This is a genomic window from Pseudomonas sp. BCRC 81390 (assembly GCF_030341915.1).
Lineage (GTDB): Bacteria > Pseudomonadota > Gammaproteobacteria > Pseudomonadales > Pseudomonadaceae > Aquipseudomonas.
This window is the reverse complement of record NZ_JATAAG010000013.1, coordinates 148,429-167,605: the sequence shown is the minus strand read 5'-3', so window position 1 is coordinate 167,605 and position 19,177 is coordinate 148,429. Positions and strand designations below refer to the sequence as shown.

The 19,177-nt window shown below is 63.9% G+C and carries 19 protein-coding genes; 11 read left to right on the top strand and 8 right to left on the bottom strand.

Annotated features, from left to right (window positions below; translation table 11 throughout):
• Positions 1–20: 20 nt before the first annotated feature.
• Positions 21–1,322: a mechanosensitive ion channel family protein gene (locus QSV36_RS07400; RefSeq protein WP_289131012.1), complete on the bottom strand. Its 1,302-nt coding sequence runs from the start codon at positions 1,320–1,322 to the stop codon at positions 21–23.
• Between the two features lie 103 nt (positions 1,323–1,425).
• On the opposite strand from QSV36_RS07400, the gene QSV36_RS07395 reads away from it, so the two are divergent.
• Complete coding sequence (locus tag QSV36_RS07395; protein WP_289131011.1) at positions 1,426–2,787, top strand: DEAD/DEAH box helicase; 1,362 nt, start codon at positions 1,426–1,428, stop codon at positions 2,785–2,787.
• A gap of 169 nt (positions 2,788–2,956) precedes the next feature.
• On the opposite strand, the gene QSV36_RS07390 is transcribed toward QSV36_RS07395, so the two are convergent.
• A complete protein-coding gene (locus QSV36_RS07390) occupies positions 2,957–3,229 on the bottom strand; it encodes a hypothetical protein (RefSeq protein ID WP_289131010.1) in 273 nt (90 codons plus the stop codon).
• Between the two features lie 245 nt (positions 3,230–3,474).
• On the opposite strand from QSV36_RS07390, the gene QSV36_RS07385 reads away from it, so the two are divergent.
• The 4 genes from QSV36_RS07385 to QSV36_RS07370 all read left to right on the top strand — a co-directional run bounded on the left by QSV36_RS07385 (position 3,475) and on the right by QSV36_RS07370 (position 5,491).
• The gene (locus QSV36_RS07385; protein ID WP_289131009.1) at positions 3,475–3,753 is read left to right on the top strand and encodes a BrnT family toxin; all 279 of its coding nucleotides are present in this window, start codon (positions 3,475–3,477) and stop codon (positions 3,751–3,753) included.
• Positions 3,731–3,985, top strand: coding sequence for a BrnA antitoxin family protein (locus tag QSV36_RS07380; protein ID WP_170031305.1), 255 nt, complete (start codon positions 3,731–3,733; stop codon positions 3,983–3,985). The genes QSV36_RS07385 and QSV36_RS07380 overlap by 23 nt, the downstream gene beginning before the upstream one ends.
• A 77-nt stretch (positions 3,986–4,062) precedes the next feature.
• Positions 4,063–4,458 (top strand): transcriptional regulator, encoded by a 396-nt coding sequence (locus QSV36_RS07375; RefSeq protein WP_225778760.1) that lies wholly within the window; start codon positions 4,063–4,065, stop codon positions 4,456–4,458.
• Between the two features lie 106 nt (positions 4,459–4,564).
• A complete protein-coding gene (locus QSV36_RS07370; protein WP_289131008.1) occupies positions 4,565–5,491 on the top strand; it encodes a DMT family transporter in 927 nt (308 codons plus the stop codon).
• Positions 5,492–5,557: 66 nt separating this feature from the next.
• Here the strand turns inward: QSV36_RS07370 and QSV36_RS07365 are convergent, their stop codons facing one another.
• Entirely contained in the window at positions 5,558–6,727 is a 1,170-nt protein-coding gene (locus QSV36_RS07365) for an MFS transporter (RefSeq protein ID WP_289131007.1), read from the bottom strand.
• Between the two features lie 105 nt (positions 6,728–6,832).
• On the opposite strand from QSV36_RS07365, the gene ptrR reads away from it, so the two are divergent.
• Both ptrR and QSV36_RS07355 read left to right on the top strand, forming a co-directional pair.
• Positions 6,833–7,726 carry a putrescine utilization regulator PtrR gene (ptrR, locus tag QSV36_RS07360; RefSeq protein WP_289131006.1) on the top strand — a complete coding sequence of 298 codons (894 nt, stop codon included), beginning with the start codon at positions 6,833–6,835 and terminating at the stop codon, positions 7,724–7,726.
• Positions 7,727–7,850: 124 nt separating this feature from the next.
• Positions 7,851–7,979: a PA1414 family protein gene (locus QSV36_RS07355; RefSeq protein ID WP_009683677.1), complete on the top strand. Its 129-nt coding sequence runs from the start codon at positions 7,851–7,853 to the stop codon at positions 7,977–7,979.
• A 128-nt stretch (positions 7,980–8,107) separates the two neighbouring features.
• On the opposite strand, the gene QSV36_RS07350 is transcribed toward QSV36_RS07355, so the two are convergent.
• A complete protein-coding gene (locus tag QSV36_RS07350) occupies positions 8,108–9,487 on the bottom strand; it encodes a sodium:solute symporter family protein (protein ID WP_289131005.1) in 1,380 nt (459 codons plus the stop codon).
• A gap of 132 nt (positions 9,488–9,619) precedes the next feature.
• On the bottom strand, positions 9,620–10,570 hold the full coding sequence (gene speB / locus QSV36_RS07345) for an agmatinase (RefSeq protein ID WP_289131004.1): 951 nt from the start codon (positions 10,568–10,570) through the stop codon (positions 9,620–9,622).
• A 217-nt stretch (positions 10,571–10,787) separates the two neighbouring features.
• Between speB and QSV36_RS07340 the strand changes: the two genes are divergently transcribed.
• The 3 genes from QSV36_RS07340 (at position 10,788) to QSV36_RS07330 (ending at position 14,049) form a co-directional block, all read left to right on the top strand.
• Entirely contained in the window at positions 10,788–11,681 is an 894-nt protein-coding gene (locus QSV36_RS07340; protein ID WP_051099419.1) for a LysR family transcriptional regulator, read from the top strand.
• A gap of 138 nt (positions 11,682–11,819) precedes the next feature.
• On the top strand, positions 11,820–13,385 hold the full coding sequence (locus QSV36_RS07335) for a methyl-accepting chemotaxis protein (protein WP_289131003.1): 1,566 nt from the start codon (positions 11,820–11,822) through the stop codon (positions 13,383–13,385).
• Between the two features lie 64 nt (positions 13,386–13,449).
• Complete coding sequence (locus QSV36_RS07330) at positions 13,450–14,049, top strand: tRNA-uridine aminocarboxypropyltransferase (protein WP_289131002.1); 600 nt, start codon at positions 13,450–13,452, stop codon at positions 14,047–14,049.
• 40 nt (positions 14,050–14,089) lie between these two features.
• On the opposite strand, the gene QSV36_RS07325 is transcribed toward QSV36_RS07330, so the two are convergent.
• The 3 genes from QSV36_RS07325 to QSV36_RS07315 all read right to left on the bottom strand — a co-directional run bounded on the left by QSV36_RS07325 (position 14,090) and on the right by QSV36_RS07315 (position 16,719).
• On the bottom strand, positions 14,090–15,448 hold the full coding sequence (locus QSV36_RS07325; RefSeq protein WP_289131001.1) for a TolC family outer membrane protein: 1,359 nt from the start codon (positions 15,446–15,448) through the stop codon (positions 14,090–14,092).
• Positions 15,449–15,758: 310 nt separating this feature from the next.
• On the bottom strand, positions 15,759–16,124 hold the full coding sequence (locus QSV36_RS07320) for a YbaN family protein (protein WP_225778753.1): 366 nt from the start codon (positions 16,122–16,124) through the stop codon (positions 15,759–15,761).
• 7 nt (positions 16,125–16,131) lie between these two features.
• Entirely contained in the window at positions 16,132–16,719 is a 588-nt protein-coding gene (locus QSV36_RS07315; RefSeq protein ID WP_289131000.1) for a YecA/YgfB family protein, read from the bottom strand.
• 246 nt (positions 16,720–16,965) lie between these two features.
• Here QSV36_RS07315 and recQ point away from each other — a divergent pair, with 246 nt between their 5' ends.
• Positions 16,966–19,113 (top strand): DNA helicase RecQ, encoded by a 2,148-nt coding sequence (recQ, locus tag QSV36_RS07310; protein WP_289130999.1) that lies wholly within the window; start codon positions 16,966–16,968, stop codon positions 19,111–19,113.
• Positions 19,114–19,177: the final 64 nt, after the last annotated feature.

The window sequence follows — 19,177 nt, the reverse complement described above, 5'->3', positions numbered from 1 at the left end:
GCAAAGCAGCCCCGTTACTCTCAAACCTCGTTCATTTCTTCAAGGCGGCGCGGCGTCGGTTCTGACGCCGCACGCCCCGCCAGCCCCACCCGCATATCATTGCCACTCGGCTGCTGATACAAGCTCAGCCCAAACTCCGGCAGCACCGCCAGCAAGTAATCGAAGATATCCCCCTGAATCCGCTCGTAATCCGCCCACACCGTGGTCGTGGTAAAGCAGTAGATTTCCAGCGGCACACCCTCGGCGGTGGTCTGCATCTGCCGCACCATGCAGGTCATGTTCGGGTGCACGTTGGGGTGGTTCTTCAGGTAGGCCAGGGCAAAGGCGCGGAAGGTGCCGATGTTGGTGAGCTTGCGGCGGTTGGCTGACAGCTCGGCCACCGGCCCCATGGCCTCGTTCCAGCGCTGCAGCTCCTGGCGCTTGGCGGCCAGGTAGTCGGCCAGCAGCTGTACCTGGCTCAGCCGGTGTTCCTCCTCGCGGGTGAGAAAGCGTACCCCGGCGGCATCGATGAACAGGCTGCGCTTGATGCGCCGGCCACCGGACTGCTGCATGCCGCGGTAGTTGCGGAACGACTCGCTCATCAGGCGCCAGGTGGGGATCGAGACGATGGTCTTGTCGAAGTTCTGCACCTTCACCGTGTGCAGGGTAATGTCGACCACGTCGCCATCGGCACCGACCTGCGGCATTTCGATCCAGTCACCCACGTGCAGCATGTCGTTGCTGGTCAGCTGCACGCTGGCGACGAACGACAGCAGGGTGTCCTTGTACACCAACAGCAGCACCGCCGACATCGCACCCAGGCCCGACAGCAGCAACAGCGGCGAGCGGTCGATCAGGGTGGCGACGATGACGATGGCGGCGAAGATCCACAGCATCATCTTGGCCAGTTGCACGTAGCCTTTGATCGAGCGGGTGCGGGCGTGTTCGGTGCGGGCGTAGATGTCGAGCAGGGCATCCAGCAGGCACGACAGCGCCAGGGTCAGGAACAGCAGGGTAAAGGCCAGGGCCACGTTGCCGAGGAAGTGCTGGGCGGTATCGGACAGCTCCGGCACCAGTTTCAGGCCAAACTGCAGCACCAGCGACGGCGTGGTCTGGGCCAGGCGGTGCAAAACCTTGTTGTTGCGCAAGTCGTCCAGCCACCTCAGCGCCGGCTGGCGGGCCAGCAGGCGGGCGCCATGCAGCACCAGGAAGCGCGCCAGGCGGCCGATGACCAGGGAGATCAGCAGCAGCACCGCCAGGCCAATGGCCGCGTGCAGCATCGGATGGCGGTCGAGGGTGCCCCACAGGTCGAGGGAGTCACGCCAGATTCGTTGGATATCCATGGGCTTGCGTACAGTCTTGTTGCCAAACGAAGCGCCATTAGAGCGCGGATGGCAATGAAGTTGCCAAAAGAAATTCGGCTAAGGCGGCAGAAAACGTTACCCTATGCAACTGAATTTCCCGCACTTGCCTGAGGTTACCTCCGTGTTCTCCCAATTCGCCCTGCACGAACGCCTGCTTAAAGCCGTGGCCGAGCTTAACTTTGTCGAGCCAACCCCGGTGCAGGCGGCGGCCATCCCCCTGGCCCTGCAAGGGCGTGACCTGCGCGTGACCGCACAGACCGGCAGCGGCAAGACTGCCGCCTTCGTGCTGCCACTGCTCAACCGCCTGGTCGACCTGCGCGAGCGTCGTGTGGAGATCCGCGCGCTGATCCTGCTGCCGACCCGTGAACTGGCCCAGCAAACCCTCAAGCAGGTGCAGCTGTTCGCGCAGTTCACCTACATCAAGGCCGGCCTGGTCACCGGTGGCGAAGACTTCAAGGAACAGGCCGCCATGCTGCGCAAGGTGCCGGACGTGCTGATCGGCACCCCCGGCCGCCTGCTCGAGCAGCTGAATGCCGGCAACCTCGACCTGTCCCATGTGCAGGTGCTGATCCTCGACGAAGCCGACCGCATGCTCGACATGGGCTTCGCCGAAGACATGGAGCGCCTGTGCAAGGAGTGCGAGAACCGCCAGCAAACCCTGCTGTTCTCGGCCACCACCGGCGGTGCGGCGCTGCGCGACATCATCGGCAAGGTGCTGAAAGACCCGGAACACCTGATGCTCAACAGCGTCTCGCAGCTGGCCGAAGGCACCCGCCAGCAGATCATCACCGCCGACCACGACCAGCACAAAGAGCAGATCGTGCAGTGGCTGCTGGCCAACGAGACGTTCGACAAGGCGATCATCTTCACCAACACCCGTGCCCTGGCCGACCGCATCTACGGTCACCTGGTGGCCAAGGACGTGAAGGCCTTCGTGCTGCACGGCGAAAAAGACCAGAAGGACCGCAAGCTGGCCCTGGACCGCTTCAAGCAGGGCAGTTCCAAGGTGCTGGTGGCCACCGACGTGGCCGCCCGTGGCCTGGACATCGACGGCCTGGACCTGGTGATCAACTTCGACATGCCGCGCAGCGGTGACGAGTATGTGCACCGCGTGGGCCGTACTGGCCGTGCCGGGGGGGAAGGCCTGGCGATCTCGCTGATCACCCACAACGACTGGAACCTGATGTCGAGCATCGAACGCTACCTCAAGCAGCAGTTCGAGCGCCGCGTGATCAAGGAAGTGAAGGGCACCTACAACGGGCCGAAGAAGGTCAAGGCCTCGGGCAAGGCGGCCGGTAGCAAGAAGAAAAAGGTCGAGAAGAAGTCGGGTGACAAGAAGGCCGCGGCCAAGCGCAAGCCAAGCGCCAAGCCGAAGGCCAATGCGCCGCTGGCCAGCGCCGATGGCCTGGCGCCGTTGAAGAAGCGCAAGGCGGCGGCGGAGTAATCGGCGCCCCTCACAGGCTGATGCGTTCTTTGTAGGAGCGGCCTTGTGCCGCGAAAGGGCTGCGAAGCAGCCCCGAGATTTTCACACTGACGCATCCATCCAGGGGCCGCTTTGCGGCCCTTTCGCGGCGCAAGGCCGCTCCTACAGGGCGCACGCCGGCGGCAAGCGGTCAGTCAGCCTTCTTCTCTGCCGCTTTCAACTCCTTGATCCGCTTGTCGATCAGCTGGCACTTGTCGGGCAAGTCCTTGCTCGCCGTCCCCAGCGCCATCCCTTGCAACTCGTCATTGATCTCCTTGGCCTTCTGCGGGTTCTGCTCGGTCAGCTGGGTAACCAACCCGGCCAGCTCTTCACGTTTCTGCGTCGCTTCCTCCGGCGTGCAGGCCCAGACGGGCAGGGCGCAGACCAGGGCCGTGGCGCAGGCAATGGGCAGCAGCGGTTTCATCCTTTATACCTCTGGCGGTGGTGATGCCCGGTGGAGGTGTGTGCCTGGCCGTTAGTTCAGCGGCTTCGACCGATGGCCATACCAGGGCCGATTGAGCCTTGGTCTGGTCGATCAGGTTGGGTCCGCTTCATGCCGTAGTCCTTTTCCCAAAGCGTTCTGAAGCTATTGAAGAGCGATCGATTGCCCCCTAGCCTCGGCTTGAGTCAGGAGGTATCGTATGTACATATGTAAATACAGGGTGTCCCATGTTCTTTGAATGGGACGAGGCGAAGAACCAGATCAATATTCGCAAGCATGGCTTCGATTTCAGCGATGTACCGGATATGTTCAATCATCCAATGCTGATTCGTCGCGATGACAACCCGGACCATGATGAAGAGCGCTGGGTCTGCCTGGGCTGGCTGAAGTGTTTGATAGGCGTGGTCGTGTACACGGAGAGGCGGGGTGATGTCATTCGAATCATCTCTGCACGCAAAGCCACCAGATGGGAGGCCAAACATTATGACCAAAGCATCGAAAACTGATTGGAGTCGCCTGGCCGGACAGGACGACCGAGCTATTGATACCTCGGATATTCCCGAACTGGATGAAAATTTCTTCCGCGAGGCTGAATTGCGAGTGCCAGCCAAGCAGGCAGTGACCATTCGCCTGGATTCCGATGTCCTCGCCTGGTTCAAGGGGCAGGGTAGCGGCTACCAGACTCGGATCAATCAGTTGTTGCGCCAGTACATGCAGGCGCAGCAGCGCCAACGCTGAGATCTTTCGGAACGCTGGGCAGTCACGACAGGTCCCACCCTGTGTACCCCTTCCGTCCACAGCAGGAGCCCATAACCATGAGCATCGCCTACGACTGGGACCTGATCGAACGCTTGCTGCACGAAGTGCAGAACGGCGCCGGTCACAGCTTCACGCCACGCCCTTATGCCGAGCAGCACGCTGCGGCACTGGCCGCCAAGGGTGAGCCGGTGGGCGACCTGGACCACCTGAAAACCCGTGCCTGCGAATACGAAAAGCTGCTGTTCGAACGTGGCTACATCGAAAGCCGCCCCGAAGAGGATGGCGGCAACGGTGAGAATTTCGTGCTGACCGAACGCGGTTCGCGGCTGATGAGCCTGATCGACAGCAGCATCCCCGGCTTCGAGCACCCGCGCCAGGTGCTCGACGAGCAGGAGGATGCGCTGGACGAAACCACCTTCGAACAGGTGTCGGCGAAGGCGCAGATTGCCTGAGGTCGTTTTGAGGCTGGCAAGGGCAGCCCTGGAAACCCGATAATCGGTAGCTTACGAACACTGCCGAGCCCTTGCCCATGCCCATGATTACCCCGAAGGCCCGCCGATGAGCGCGGTCCGCAAGAACCCCGACGCGTTTGCCTTGCAGGTGATGCTGGGGCTGTGCCTGATCTGGGGCTGCCAGCAGGTGCTGATCAAGACCGCCGCTGTCGATATCGCACCGGTGATGCAGGCGGCGCTGCGCAACGGCATTGCCGCCGTGCTGGTAGGGCTGATGCTGTGCTGGCGTGGTGGCTGGGGCCAACTCGGCAGCACCTGGCGGGCCGGGGCGTTGGCAGGGGGCTTGTTCGGCCTGGAGTTTCTGTTCATTGCCGAGGGGCTGAAGCTGACCTCGGCGGCGCACATGTCGGTGTTTCTCTATACCGCGCCAGTGTTCACCGCGCTGGGCCTGCATTTCCGCCTGCCCAGCGAGCGCCTGCGGCTGCTGCAATGGCTGGGTATTCTGCTGGCCTTCGGCGGCATCGCCACGGCATTCGCCGGCGGCATGTCGTTCGAGCAGATGGATGGCCGTACCCTGCTGGGGGATGCCTTTGGCGTGATTGCCGGCCTGGCCTGGGGGGCGACCACCGTGGTGGTGCGCTGCTCGCGGCTGTCGGAAGCGCCCGCCACCCTGACCCTGTTCTACCAACTGGCGGTGGGCTTTGCCGGGCTGCTGCTGATTGCCTTGCTCAGCGGGCAGATCGGTGCGGTGGTGTTGACCCCGCTGGCAATCGGTAGCGTGCTGTTCCAGGGCATCGTGGTGTCGTTCATCAGTTACCTGACATGGTTCTGGTTGCTGCGCAAATACCTGGCGTCGAACCTGGCGGTATTTTCGTTCATTACTCCGCTGTTCGGGGTGACCTTTGGCGTGTTGCTGCTGGACGAGCCGTTGAGCATGAACTTCGTGATCGGCGCGTTGATGGTGCTGCTGGGCGTGGTGCTGGTGAGTGCCGAGCCGTGGGTGAAACAGCAACTGCGGCGGCTTGTCGGGTGATTGGTCGCCGTTGCCGGCCTGTTCGCGGGTGAAGCCGCGTACAGGCCAGTACCGGTAACACGTTATTCAGGAGGTGATCCTGGCCTGGCAGGCATTGTCCTGCTGTGCGTCACCCGCCAGTTGCACCAGCCCACCGGCCACCACCAGCCCTCCCGCTGCCAGCATCAGCGCGGGTTGCAGCCCGCCGCTGTAATGGCTGCTCAGCGCCGCCAGCAGTGGCCCGCTCAACTGCCCCAGGGCGAAGCACGCCGTCAGCAACCCGGCATTGCGCTGCGTCGCGTGCGGCGCCAGCTCTCGCGAACGTTGCATCACCAGCTGCATGCAAGCCAGGAATGGCGCGCCACACAACACCACGCCCAAGGCCAGCCCGACACCCCCGCCGATCAGGCAGGCCAGCACACCCAACCCTTGCAACCACAGGGTGGCGGTCAGCCAGGTCGAGGTGCGCCCGCCGCGGCGCAGGCTCACCAGCAGCACGCCGAGTGCCGCCGCCAGGCCGAACGCCGGCCAGAACAGGTCGGCCAGCCACTGCCCGTGAAACTGCTGACTGGCCATCTGCGACAGGAAGGTGGCCGGCAGGATGTAACCCACGCCATACAGCGCATACACCAGCCCCAGGCGGCCGATGCCGGCATGGCGCGACGGGCCTTGGTGCGCAGACGCTGCGGGCGCTGCCTGCAGTGCCTGGGGTAGCCAGGGCCTGATCGCCAGCAGCATCAGCAGCGCCGCCACGGCATAGATCAGCCACAGCGCTGCCGAGCCCAGCCCCAGCCGATGTGCCAGCAGCGCCAGCAAGCCGGTCAGCGCGATGCCCAGGCCGGGCCCGGCGAATACCAGCGCACCCAGGCGCTGGCGGTTATGGGCATTGGCCAGTTGCTGGCTGAGGCTGGTGATCATCACCAGCACCCAGGCGCTGGCCACGCCAGTACCGAAGCGCAGCAGCAAGTGGCCCCAGAAGCCGTCGGCAGCCCAGGAGGCCAGGGTCAGTACCACGCACAGCCACAGCCCGCCCTGCAGGCGCAGGCGCACCTGGCCAGGCGAGCGGGCGAACATCGCATCGAGCGCGCCGAGGAAGTAGCCCAGGTAATTGGCCGCCGCCACCAGCCCGGCCGCCGTCAGGTCGAACTGACCCTCGGCGATCAGTTGCGGCAGCTGCGGGGTCAGGGCGAAACGGCCAATGCCCATGGCCATCATCAGCGCCACGGCGCTGGCCAGCAGTTGAATGAGTGGCGACATCACAGGTCTCCTGCACGATGTAAGCGATGACCGGCAGGTTAGGGCGGTTTTCTTTTCAATAAAATTGAATAATGATGATCAAGTTGTTCTGTTTTGGAGAATGTCGTGGAATTCAGCCAGCTGCGTATCTTCCAGGCCGTGGCCGAGGAGGGCTCGCTCACCCGTGCCGCAGAGCGCCTGCACCGCGTGCCGTCGAACCTGTCGACGCGCTTGCGCCAGCTTGAAGAACACTTGGGCGTCGAGCTATTCCTGCGTGAACGCCAACGCCTGCAGCTGTCGCCGGCGGGCAAGGTGCTGCTGGACTATGCCCAGCGCCTGTCCGCCTTGCGCGACGAAGCCCAGGCTGCGGTGCGCGGCGGCCAGCCAGCCGGGGATTTTGTGCTGGGAACCATGTACAGCACGGCGGCGACGCACCTGCCGGGCTTGCTTGCGCGTTATCACCAAGCGTATCCAGCGGTGAACCTGCAGGTGCGCGCGGCGCCCAGTGGCGAATTGCTGGAGGGCCTGCTCAACCACAGCCTGGACGCCGCGCTGGTGGATGGCCCTCCGAGCCTGGCCGGGCTGGATGGCGTGCCGCTGTGCGACGAGCAACTGGTACTGATCACCAGCCCCGAGCACCCGCCGGTACAGACGGCCCGGGACGTGGCGGGCAAGGCAGTGTTCACCTTCCGCCAGGGCTGTTCGTACCGCATGCGCCTGGAGGCCTGGTACGCCCATGCCCACACGCCGATGGGCCGGGTGATGGAGATCGAGTCGTACCAAAGCATGCTGGCCTGCGTGATCGCCGGGGCGGGGGTGGCGATGATGGCGCAGTCGATGCTCGATAGCCTGCCCGGGCGTGACCGGGTGCGAGTGCACCGCTTGCAGGCGCCGTTCGATCAGGCAGTCACCTGGTTGATGTGGCGCCAGGGCATGCGTGGGGCGAATTTGCAGGCGTGGATCGACCTGCAACAAAGCGAAACGATTAACCAGTCGTCGGAATGCGCCGTTACGGCTTGATCCGCGTCAAAATGGCCCGTATCTGTAAGAACAGAGGCATGCGTTATACAGAACATGGGACTATGATCTGTATGAAACATCGCAGGACTGAATTGCCGTGAGGCGGACCCGTCAAGGGGGCATTATGAATAAACCACTGTCCAACTGGCTCCACGACCTGGCTGTCGCCTTGGGGCTGATCCCGCCACCCCTGCAGCCGGTACCGATCCCGACTGATGAAGAGCAGCGCAAGCGCCAACCGCGTCGTCGCTGATACAGACAAAGGCCGCTGCACCTGGGTGGGTGCAGCGGCCTTTTTGTTGCTGGCAGGTTTGGGTTGCCTGTTTCGGCCCTTTCGCGAGTTTACCCGCGAAAGGGCCAGTGGAGGTAATCAGTCCCCTGTCAGGCCAGCTTCACCGCCGCCGCCGGCTTGCGCGACATCAGGCTGACCACCACAAAGCTCACCAGCCCAACCACCAGGCTGTAGTAGATCGGCGTGTTGGCCTCCAGCCCGTCCTTGAACATGAACAGCAACGCGGTGGCAAAGCCCAGCGACATGCTGGCGATGGCGCCGGCGGTGGTCGCGCGTTTCCAGAAGATCGCCCCGATCAGCGGGATCAGCATGCCGCCGACAAGCAGGTTGTAGGCCAAGGTCAGGGCGCTGATAACGTCGTTCACCATCAGGGCGATGCCCAGCACCACCAGGCCGGTGAGCAGGGTGAACAGGCGGCTGACGGCCAGGCTCGATTGCTTGCCGCCACGCAGCTTGGGCAGCAGGTCTTCGGTCAGGGTGGTCGACGCGGCCAGCAGGCCGGCGCTGGCGGTGGACATCATCGCAGCCAGCGCTGCTGCCATCAGCAAGCCACGGATGCCATCGGGCAGGGTGGTCTTGATCATTTCGGCAAAGGCGTTGTTCGGGTTGGCCAGGTCGGGCATCAGCACATGCGCGGCCATGCCGATAGTGGCGCAGGCCAGGCCGTACAACACGCAGTACACACCTGCGGTGGTACCGGCACGCTGGCAGACTTTCTCGTCACGGGCAGTGAATACCCGCTGCCAGATATCCTGGCCGATCAGGATGCCGAAGAAGTAGATCAGGAAGTAGGTGATGATGGTGTCCCAGCCAATGGTGGTGAGCTGGAAGCTGGCCGCCGGCAGCTTGGCCACCAGGGTGTCCCAGCCACCGGCCTTGTACAGGCACACAGGCAGCAGGATGAACATCAGGCCGACGGTCTTGATCACGAACTGCACGATGTCGGTCAGGGTCAGCGACCACATGCCGCCGATGGTGGAGTACAGCACCACCACACCGCCGCCGAGCAGCAGCGAGGCCCAGAACGGCAGGTCCAGCAACACTTGCAATACGGTGGCCATGGCCAAGGTCGAGGTCACCCCGATCATCAGCGCGTAGGCCAGCATGATCACCGCGCTGGCCTGGCGTGCGGTGGGGTTGTAGCGCTGCTCCAGCACCTGGGTCACGGTGAAGATGCGCAGGCGCAGCAGGGGTTTGGCCAGGAACAGGTTCAGCGCGATGATGCCCAGGCCCAGGGCGGCACACAACCAGAAGCCGGAGATGCCGTGCACATAGCCCAGGCGTACGGTGCCAACAGTGGAAGCGCCACCGAGCACGGTGGTGGCCATGGTACCCATGTACAGCACCGGGCCGAGGTTGCGCCCGGCAACCAGGTAGTCTTCGTGGGTTTTCGCGCGGCGCATGCCATACCAGCCAAGCCCGAGCATGCCGGCGGTGTAGATCATTACAACAATGATGTCCAAGGCCATTGGGGGTCTCCCGATTATCTTTATTATGGCGAGATCGACCACCCGGGCGGGTTCACGGCGCCCGGCGGTCCTGTCGTGTGTTGGCGGGCCTCAATGGCCCTCCCTCATGGCTCCTGCCGGGGTGTAGCGGTATCAGCGACGCACCACGCCCGGTAGCACGCAGAGCATTTCGAACAGCAGGTTGGCACCGAGCAGCGAGGTGTTGCCGGTGGTGTCGTAAGGCGGGGAGACCTCGACCAGGTCACAGCCGATCAGGTCCAGGCCGTGGCAGCCGCGAATGATCTCCATCGCCTGGATGGTGGTCAAGCCGCCGATTTCCGGGGTGCCGGTGCCTGGCGCCCAGGCCGGGTCGATGCCATCGATGTCGAACGACAGGTACACCGGGCCGCCGCCGACCTTCTCCCGCACTTCGGCCATCAGCGGTACCAGCGACTGGTGCCAGCATTCTTCGGCCTGGACCACGCGGAAGCCCTGGCGGCGGCTCCAGTTGAAGTCATCGGCGGTGTAGCCCTGGGCGCGCAGGCCGATCTGCACCACGCGCTCGCAATCGAGCAGGCCTTCTTCCACGGCGCGGCGGAAGGTGGTGCCGTGGGCGATCTTTTCGCCGAACATGTGGTCGTTGACGTCGGCGTGGGCATCGATGTGCACCAGGCCGATCTTGCCGTGCTTCTTGTGCAGCGCGCGCAGGATCGGCAGGGTGATGGTGTGGTCGCCGCCCAGGGTCAGCGGGATGATGTTGTGCTCGAGGATCTCGTCATACGCTTCTTCGATGATGCGCACGGCGTCCAGCAGGTTGAAGGTGTTGATCGCCACGTCACCGATGTCGGCCACCGACAGCGAGTCGAACGGCGCAGCCCCGGTAGCCATGTTGTACGGGCGGATCATCACCGATTCGGCGCGGATCTGCCGTGGCCCGAAGCGGGTACCGGAGCGCAGCGAGGTGCCGATGTCCAGGGGCACACCGATGAACGCAGCGTCCAGGCCTTGGGCACTTTGCAGGTGGGGAAGGCGAAGCATGGTGGCGATGCCGCCGAAACGCGGCATTTCGTTGCCGCCCAGTGGTTGGTGGAGAATCTTGTCCACGGTGGGCCTCATCAGTCGGTCGATTGTTCTGTTTGTTCGAACCTGTGCCGCCGCGCGCCTGTTGGTTGACGGCGGGCAGGGCCATTTCGGCCAAGTCTGCTGAAGGCGCTGCCGGGGAAAAATCGCTGCCGGCAAATACTTAGTTCAGGAATTTCTGAACTGAACGCGTGTACAGCGGTTAGACTGCGCGCAAATACCGTTGTGGAACCGTTGCACCATGGCCTCGACCTTGCCCGACCTGAAACTGCTGCGCATCTTCGTCAGCGTGGTACGCCACCAGGGTTTCGCCAACGCCCAGCGCGAGCTGAACCTGTCGACTTCAGCCATCAGTACCTACATGAGCCAGCTCGAAGGTGCCTTGGGCATCGTGCTGTGCCACCGTGGCCGTGGCGGCTTCAGCCTCACCAGCAAGGGCGAGCTGTTCCACCAGGAAACCCTGCGCCTGTTGGCCGAGCTGGACGGTTTCGAACAGTACGCCGCTGCGCTCAAGGGCGAGTTGCGCGGCACGCTCAACCTTGGCGTGATCGACTCCACGGTCGGTGACCGGGCCTTGCCGCTGGCCGAGGCCATCGGCGCCTATAGCCAGGAACACCCGGCGGTGCACCTGCACCTGTCGGTGTCCAGCCCTTACGAACTGCAACTGGGCGTGCAGGACAACCGCCTGGACCTGGCCATCGGGGCGTTTTCCTCGCGCATGAGCGGGCTGCTGTATCAGCCGCTGTACCGCGAACAGCACTGGTTGTACTGCAGCAGCCGCCACCCGCTGTATGGCGAGCGGCGTATCCCCGAGCAGGTGGTGACCCAGCAACGCATGGTCGGGCGCGGCTACTGGAGCCAGGCCGAGCTGGCCCGGCATGGCTTCAAGCACAGTGCGGCGACGGTGGAAAGCATGGAGGCGCAACTGATCCTGATTCTTTCCGGCGCCTACATCGGCTACTTGCCCGAGCATTATGCCCAGGCCTGGGTCGACAAGGGCGACCTGCGCGTGCTGTCGCCTTCCACCTTCGGTTACCAGGCGCCGTTTTCCTTGATCATCCGCCGCGGACGCAGCCGTGAGCCGTTGATCCAGACCTTCCGCGACCTGTTGAAAAGCCAGCTCAACGTCGGCTGATGGACACGGCGTTCACAACATTCCGTCGGGACGCCTTAAATTCCTGCAAATGCGGGCCGCTAAACTGATAGCGCTCTGCTACATATCAACTTGCGCTGATGATTTTCCCACTAAATTGTCCTGCAAGGATCGCCCAAGATGCGCATGAACTTGCCCGTCACTGAGCACGAAAGAACCTTCTCCAGCGATCAACGCCTGATTTCCACCACCGACCTCAACAGCCGCATCACCTATTGCAACGACGCTTTCGTGGCGATCAGCGGTTTCACCTACGACGAGCTGGTCGGCCAACCGCATAACCTGGTGCGTCACCCGGACATGCCGCCAGCCGTGTTCGGCCATATGTGGGACACCATCAAGCAAGGCAAGCCGTGGATGGGCGTGGTCAAGAACCGGGCGAAGAACGGCGATTTCTACTGGGTCAGCGCTTATGTCACGGCGATCTACGAACAGGGCCGCATCAGTGGCTACGAGTCGGTGCGCTCGGTACCCACGCGCGAGCAGATCCGCCGCGCCGAAGCGTTGTATGCTCGCTTGCGTGCCGGCCGTACGCCGGTGCCGTGGGCGGCCCGCCTGGGGCAAGGGCTGGGTCACGGCTGGCCGTTGATCGGTGCCGGGCTGCTGTCGGCGGCAGGCTACCTGTGGCTGCCCCCTTATGCCGCGCTGGGCGTGCTGATGGCCAGCCTGCTGCTGGCCTGGTACCTGGTCGAGCTGCGCCAGAACCAGGCCATTCGCCGTACCCTGGCCGAACACCCCAAGGCCTTCACCAGCCCGCTGGTGGCGCTGACCTACAGTGACAACCCAGGCCTGCAGGGCCAGCTCGACCTGGCCATCATCAGCGAGGAAGCGCGCCTGCAAACAGCCCTGACCCGCCTGGTCGATGCCGGCGTCGGGGTGAAGTCGCGGGCCGCGCAGTCGGCTGGCCTGTCCGATGCCCAGGCGCAGATGCTCGACCGCCAGCGCAGCGAGACCGACCAGTCCGCCACCGCCATCGCGCAGATGGCGGCAACCATCCAGCAGGTTACCCACAACGTGCAGAGCACGGCGCACGCCGCCGGCGATGCCGACCAGCTGGCGCAGCAGGGCAGCGAGCTGGCGTTGCAGAGCCTGAAGGCCATGGGCAGCATGAGCGATGCGGTGAATGACATCGGCCAGGCGGTCAATGCCCTGGCCGAACAGACCCAATCGATTGGCAGCGTGGTCGATGTGATCACCTCGATCGCCGAGCAGACCAACCTGCTGGCGCTGAACGCGGCCATCGAGGCGGCCCGCGCCGGCGAGCAAGGACGCGGCTTTGCCGTGGTGGCGGATGAAGTGCGTTCGCTGGCCCAGCGCACCCGCGCATCGACCGAGGAGATTCACCAGATCATCGCCTCGTTGCGCGCCGGGGCCGAGCGGGCGGTGAGCACTGCCAGCCGTGGCGAACAGATTTCCCGCGACAGCGTGCACAGTGTCGAGGCGGTGCAGGCGGCGTTGAGCGGGATTGCCCAGGCGGTCAGCCGGATCACTGGCATGAGCCAGCAGATGGCGACCGCGTCGGAGCAGCAGAGCCATGTGGCCGAGGATATCAACCAGCAGATCGTGCGGATTGCCCACCTGTGTGACGAGAGCGCCGGGCAGGCCAGGCAAGGCGCGGAAATCAGCCAGGACCTGGAGCGCATGGCCGAGTACCTGCACAGCCTTGCCGAGCGCTTCAACCGCTGAGCTGGCTGGGGCCGCGTTGTCGGCCCCGGGTTTGTGGCAAACTGCTCCGGCCAAGGAGAACCCCATGCCCAGACCCCGCTGCGAGCGCTGCCAGCGCCCGCTCGACCATTGCCTCTGCCCACTGATTCCTGCACTCGACAGCCGCACCCGTGTCATCCTGCTGCAGCACCCCAGTGAAACCACCCATGCGCTCAACACCGCCCGCCTGGCCGCCCTTGGCCTGACCAATGCCGAGTTACGGGTCGGCGAAGTGTTCGAGGACCTGGACGCACTGCTGGCGACGCCCGGCTATCGGCCGGCGCTGTTGTTCCCGGGCGATGACGCGCAGGTGCTGACGCCTTACCACCAGGCGCACGACGAACCCGTGCTGCTGATCGTGCCTGACGGTACCTGGCGCAAGGCGCGCAAGCTGCTGTACCTGAACCCGCTGCTGGAGGCGTTGCCGAGGGTCACGCTGGGGTCTGTTGCGCCGTCGCGCTATCGGTTGCGCAAGGCGCCGGAGGCAGGGGCGTTGTCGACCATCGAGGCGGTGGTGGGGGCATTGAATGCACTGGAACAGCCGGCCAGCTTCGATGCGCTGCTGGCGCCGTTCGAGGCATTGATCGAAGGGCAGATCAAGGCCATGGGTGTCGAGACATTCCAGCGCAACCACGGCACCAAGTGACGGCTGGGGCCGCACAGCGGCCCCGGCAATCGCAAACCGATCAACGCATCTCGGGCAAACGCGCCTCGGTGGTCACTTCAGTAGAAGCCAGCGCCTCCGGCGGCAGCGAAATGCGCTGCTTGCTCAACAGCTCGCCCATGGTCGCCAGCACGCGGTAACGCGAGAACTCCTCGGTGTAACGCACTTCGGTGTAGCGGCGGTCGGCGTTGTACAACTCGTTTTCACTGTCGAGCACGTCCAGCAGGGTACGCTGGCCCAGGCCGAACTGGTCCTGGTAGGCGGCACGCACGCGCTTGGTCGTTTCGGCGTACTCACGCGCGGTCGGCAGCTGCTTGCTGGCGTTGTTCATGGCGTTCCACGCCAGGCTCAGGTTCTCGGTCAGCTCGCGCAGGGCGTTGTTGCGGATGTCCAGGGCCTGGTTGATCTTGTGCGCGTCGGACTGCAGACGAGCCTTGTCGCTGCCGCCGCGGAACAGGTTGTAGTTCATCTCCACGCCAGCCTGCCAGTCATTGTTGTTGTGGCCCTTCTCGCCGCCGGTGTTGTTGTTGGCACCGGTGGCCAGGATGGCGTCGAAGCGTGGGTAGAAAGTCGACTTGGCCACTTCGTACTGCTTCTCGGCAGCGTTGACATCAGCCTGGGCCGACTTGATGTACGGGTTGTTCTGGCGCATGCCCTCGCGTGCTTCTTCGAGGTTGGCGGGCATTACCACCTTGATCGACTGCGGTGCCTCCAACTCGTCCGGCATGCGCCCGACCACGCTGAAGAAGTTGGCCTCGGCGTCGGCCAGGTCGACTTCGGCGGTGTCCAGGTTGTTTTCCGCCAGGGCGCGACGTGCGCGGGACTGGTCAAGGTCGGCGGTGCTGCCAACGCCGCGCTCGTTGCGCAGGCCGATCTGGTCGTTGACCCGCAGGTGGGCTTGCAGGTTGTTCTTGGCAAGCGTTACCAGTTCACGGCGCTTGAGCACCTCCAGGTACACCTCGATCGCACGCAGGGCGACATCCTGGGCAACGGCCTGGGTGTAGTAGGCGCGGGAGGTCGAGACCGCCTCGGTGCGGCCCACTTCGTTCGAGGTGTTGAAGCCGTCGAAGATCATCTGCCGCAGGCGCAGCTCGGACTGGGTGTAGTTGAGGGTTTCCTTGTTGTGGTTGCCCTCGGCACGCGTGCTGGTGTTGTCCGAACGCTGGCGGCCATAGCCAGCGACCAGGTCCACGGAAGGGTAGTAGCCACCACGCGCAAATTTCACGTCTTCATCGGCCGACAGCTTGCTGTTGCGGTTGGAGCTGATTTGCGGATGGTAGTCCACGGCGCTTTGGACAGCCTCGGTGATCGACATCGCCTGTACGTTGGCACTCGCCAGGGCCAACAGCAGTGCACTGGTGATGGGGTTCAAAACGCGCATGGTACATCTCCCTGATCCTGGAATTGATCCTGCTGTCGCCAAAAAAATGACGAAATAGTTATCGCATATAGTGTTGCAGGTTTTTAACGACACAGCTAAGTACATTCAACGCGATAGATAAGAAGATTTATTCATATCAAACTGACATGTAAGCGCTGAAAAGTCTAAAACCTGGACCTGCCTGGAAGGATGATAGCGCGCCGGAAGACCTGAAAAGCCAATGGATAGAGGGGTTTTTGCCGGTTCCAGAACGATTTTGGATAAGCGCGCGGGTAGCTAGGCAAAATTGATATTTGGCGACAAAAAAATGTCACTTTGGCTTGGGCAGGGTTTTCTGACTGAGGATATACAAGCTCACCAGTACAGCGCTGGCCAGCATGAAAGCGCGGGCCCAGAACAGGGGGACCAGGTAGCATGACAGGCCGATGCTGGCCCACATCAGCCCAATGGCGTAGAGCTTGCCCTTGAGAGGGATGCCTTCACCACTGAGGTAGTCGCGAATCCACGGCCCGAGTTTGGGGTGGTGGACCAGCCAGTGGTGAAAGCGCGGCGAGCTGCGGGCAAAGCAGGCCGCCGCCAACAGCAGGAACGGGGTGGTGGGCAAGACCGGCAGGAAAATCCCCAGCACCCCCAGCGCAACGCTGAGCCAGCCAGTGGCCAGCAGCACGTAGCGCACAGGCGACTCAGTGGTGGCGAGGCTTGAGCAGCGCCGGTTTCTCGTCAGGAGCGTGCAGCAGCAGGAACAGCGCGGTCAGCGCTTCGGGGATCTGTACGATCATGTCGTCCTGCAGGTTGGCATTGCTGGCGATGTCGGCGAACTCCGGCTGCTCGTCGAACAGGCCCGAGCCGACCATGATCGGCAGCAGCATCTCGCTGACTTCTTCCTCGGCGTTCTCGAACCAGGCCTCTTCACGCAGGAACACGCCCTCCATGAAGCCGATGCACCAGCCGCGCAGGTCGGAATCGTCCGGCTCGTCAGTCAGGTCGAGTTCGCACGGCAGCTCGAACTCGTCGTCACTGGCCAGCTGGCGGGCGATATGTGCCTTCAGCGCAACCAGGGTGGCTTCGATTTCGGTGCGCTGGGCGTCGCTGGCGTAGTGCGGCTCTTCGGCGAACAGGGCGTCGATCCACTCGCGCTCCGGCACTTCTTCTGCGTTGATCGACAAAGCGGTCAGGTAGCCGTGGGCGGCGACGTAGTCCAGCGCTTCTTCGTGCAGCTCGTCGGCGTCGAGGAAGGTTTGCAGGCGGGTCAGTTGCTCGGCGAAGGACATTACGGGGCTACCTTGGGGAATAAACGATAACGAATTCTAGCACCTTGCGGCGACGGCGGGGCAAAGGGAACGTCTATCGTCGTGGTGCCCTGCGCAGGGCAGTGCTGCGGTATACTCCGCGATTTTTCACCCAGGCGCCGGTTTTGCCGGCGGCCTGGCAAAAACCGCTTACGCATTTGGCGTGTGCGGGGCGGGTTTTTCGTCCAGCCTGTGTCCAGGATGGTACGGCGATTTGTGGAGTTGCACATGCTCGAACAGGCTCAGCGCGTTCTCAAGGACGTCTTTGGCTACGACAGTTTCCGCGGGCGCCAGGCAGCGATCATCGACTGCGTGGCCAATGGCGGCGATGCCCTGGTGCTGATGCCCACCGGCGGCGGCAAGTCCTTGTGTTTCCAGGTGCCGGGGTTGCTGCGTCCGGGCCTGACGGTGGTGGTCTCGCCGCTGATCGCGCTGATGGACGACCAGGTTGCCACGCTCGACGAGCTGGGTGTGCCGGCCGCCGCCCTTAACTCCACGCTGACGCCCGAGCAGCAGCGTGAGCTGGCCGGGCGCCTGCGTCGTGGCGAAGTGAAAATGCTGTACCTGGCGCCGGAGCGCCTGGTGCAGCCACGCATGCTCGATTTCCTGCGCGAGCTGGACATTGCCCTGTTCGCCATCGACGAAGCCCACTGCGTGTCGCAATGGGGGCACGACTTCCGCCCCGAGTACCTGCAACTTGGCCAGCTGGCCGAGCTGTTCCCGCATGTGCCGCGCATCGCCCTGACCGCCACCGCCGACATGCGCACCCGCGAAGAGATCGTGCAGCGCCTGCACCTGCAAGGTGCCGAGCGCTTCCTGTCGAGCTTCGACCGGCCCAACATCTTCTACCGCATCGTGCCCAAGGAGGCGCCGCGCAAACAGTTGATGGCCTTCCTTGGCGAGCGCCGGGGCAACGCGGGCATCGTCTATTGCCTGTCGCGCAAGAAGGTTGACGAAACCGCCGCCTTCCTCTGCGACCAGGGCTTCCCGGCGTTGCCCTATCACGCTGGCCTGCCTGCCGAGACGCGCGCGGCCAACCAGCACCGGTTCCTCAACGAGGAAGGGCTGATCATGGTCGCCACCATTGCCTTCGGCATGGGCATCGACAAGCCCAACGTGCGCTTCGTCGCCCACCTCGACCTGCCCAAGTCGCTGGAGGCGTACTACCAGGAGACCGGCCGTGCCGGCCGTGACGGCCTGCCGTCCGATGCCTGGATGGCCTACGGCCTGCAGGACATGGTGATGCTCAAGCAGATGCTGCAGAACTCCGAGGGTGACGAGCGCCACAAGCGCATCGAGCAGCACAAGCTCGACGCCATGCTGGCGCTGTGCGAAGAAACCCGTTGCCGGCGCCAGGCGCTGCTGGCCTATTTCGATGAAACCCTCGAGCAGCCGTGCGGGCACTGCGACAACTGTGTCGACCAGGTGCAGACCTGGGACGCCACCGAGCCGGCACGCCAGGCGCTGTCGGCGGTGTTCCGCACCGGCCAGCGCTACGGCGTCGGCCACCTGGTCGACGTGCTGCTGGGCAAGGACACCGAGAAGGTACGCAATTTCGGCCACGAGAAACTCTCGGTATTTGGCGTGGGCAAGGGCCTGGCCGAGGTCGAGTGGCGTTCGCTGTTCCGCCAGTTGGTGGCGCGTGGCCTGGTCGATATCGACCTGGAAGGTTATGGCGGCCTGCGCCTGTCCGACAGTTGTCGGCCGCTGCTGCGCGGCGAGGTGACCTTGCAGCTGCGCCGCGACCTCAAGCCGCAGACCAGCGCCAGGGCTTCGTCGTCCGGCGGTGGCAGCCCGGCCAGCCAGCTGGTGCGTGCCGAGGAGCGCGAACTGTGGGAGGCGCTGCGCACCTTGCGGCGCAAGCTGGCCGAAGAGCACAGCGTGCCGCCCTACGTCATCTTCCCCGATTCGACGCTGCTGGAGATGTTGCGCAGCCAGCCGGTCAGCCTCAGCGACATGGCCCAGGTCAGCGGCGTGGGCGCACGCAAGCTGGAGCGCTATGGGCAGGCCTTCCTCGAAGTGCTGAACAACAGCGGCGGCACCGCCGAGGCGCCGAAAGTGGTGCTCGACCTGCGCCACGAGCTGGTCAGCCTGGCCCGTGCCGGCATGACTCCGGCGCAGATCGCCGGGCAGCTCAATTGCAGCGAGAAGAACGTCTACAGCCTGCTGGCCGAGGCGCTGGGCCGCCAGGAATTGAGCCTGGAGCAGGCGCTGGACCTGCCGGAAGACTTGTTGATGGAAGTGCAGGATGCCTTCCTCGACGGCGAGGGCGAGCTGCCCCCGGTATCGGCCATCGCGCCGTTGTTCGGTGGCCGCGTGCCAGAAGGCGTGTTGTATTGCGTACGGGCGGCGCTGGCAGCCGAATTCGAGCTGTGACCGGCACCCGGCTCGACGGCAACGCCGCCATCTGCTGACCTTGGTCATGTTTTTTGACGATAAT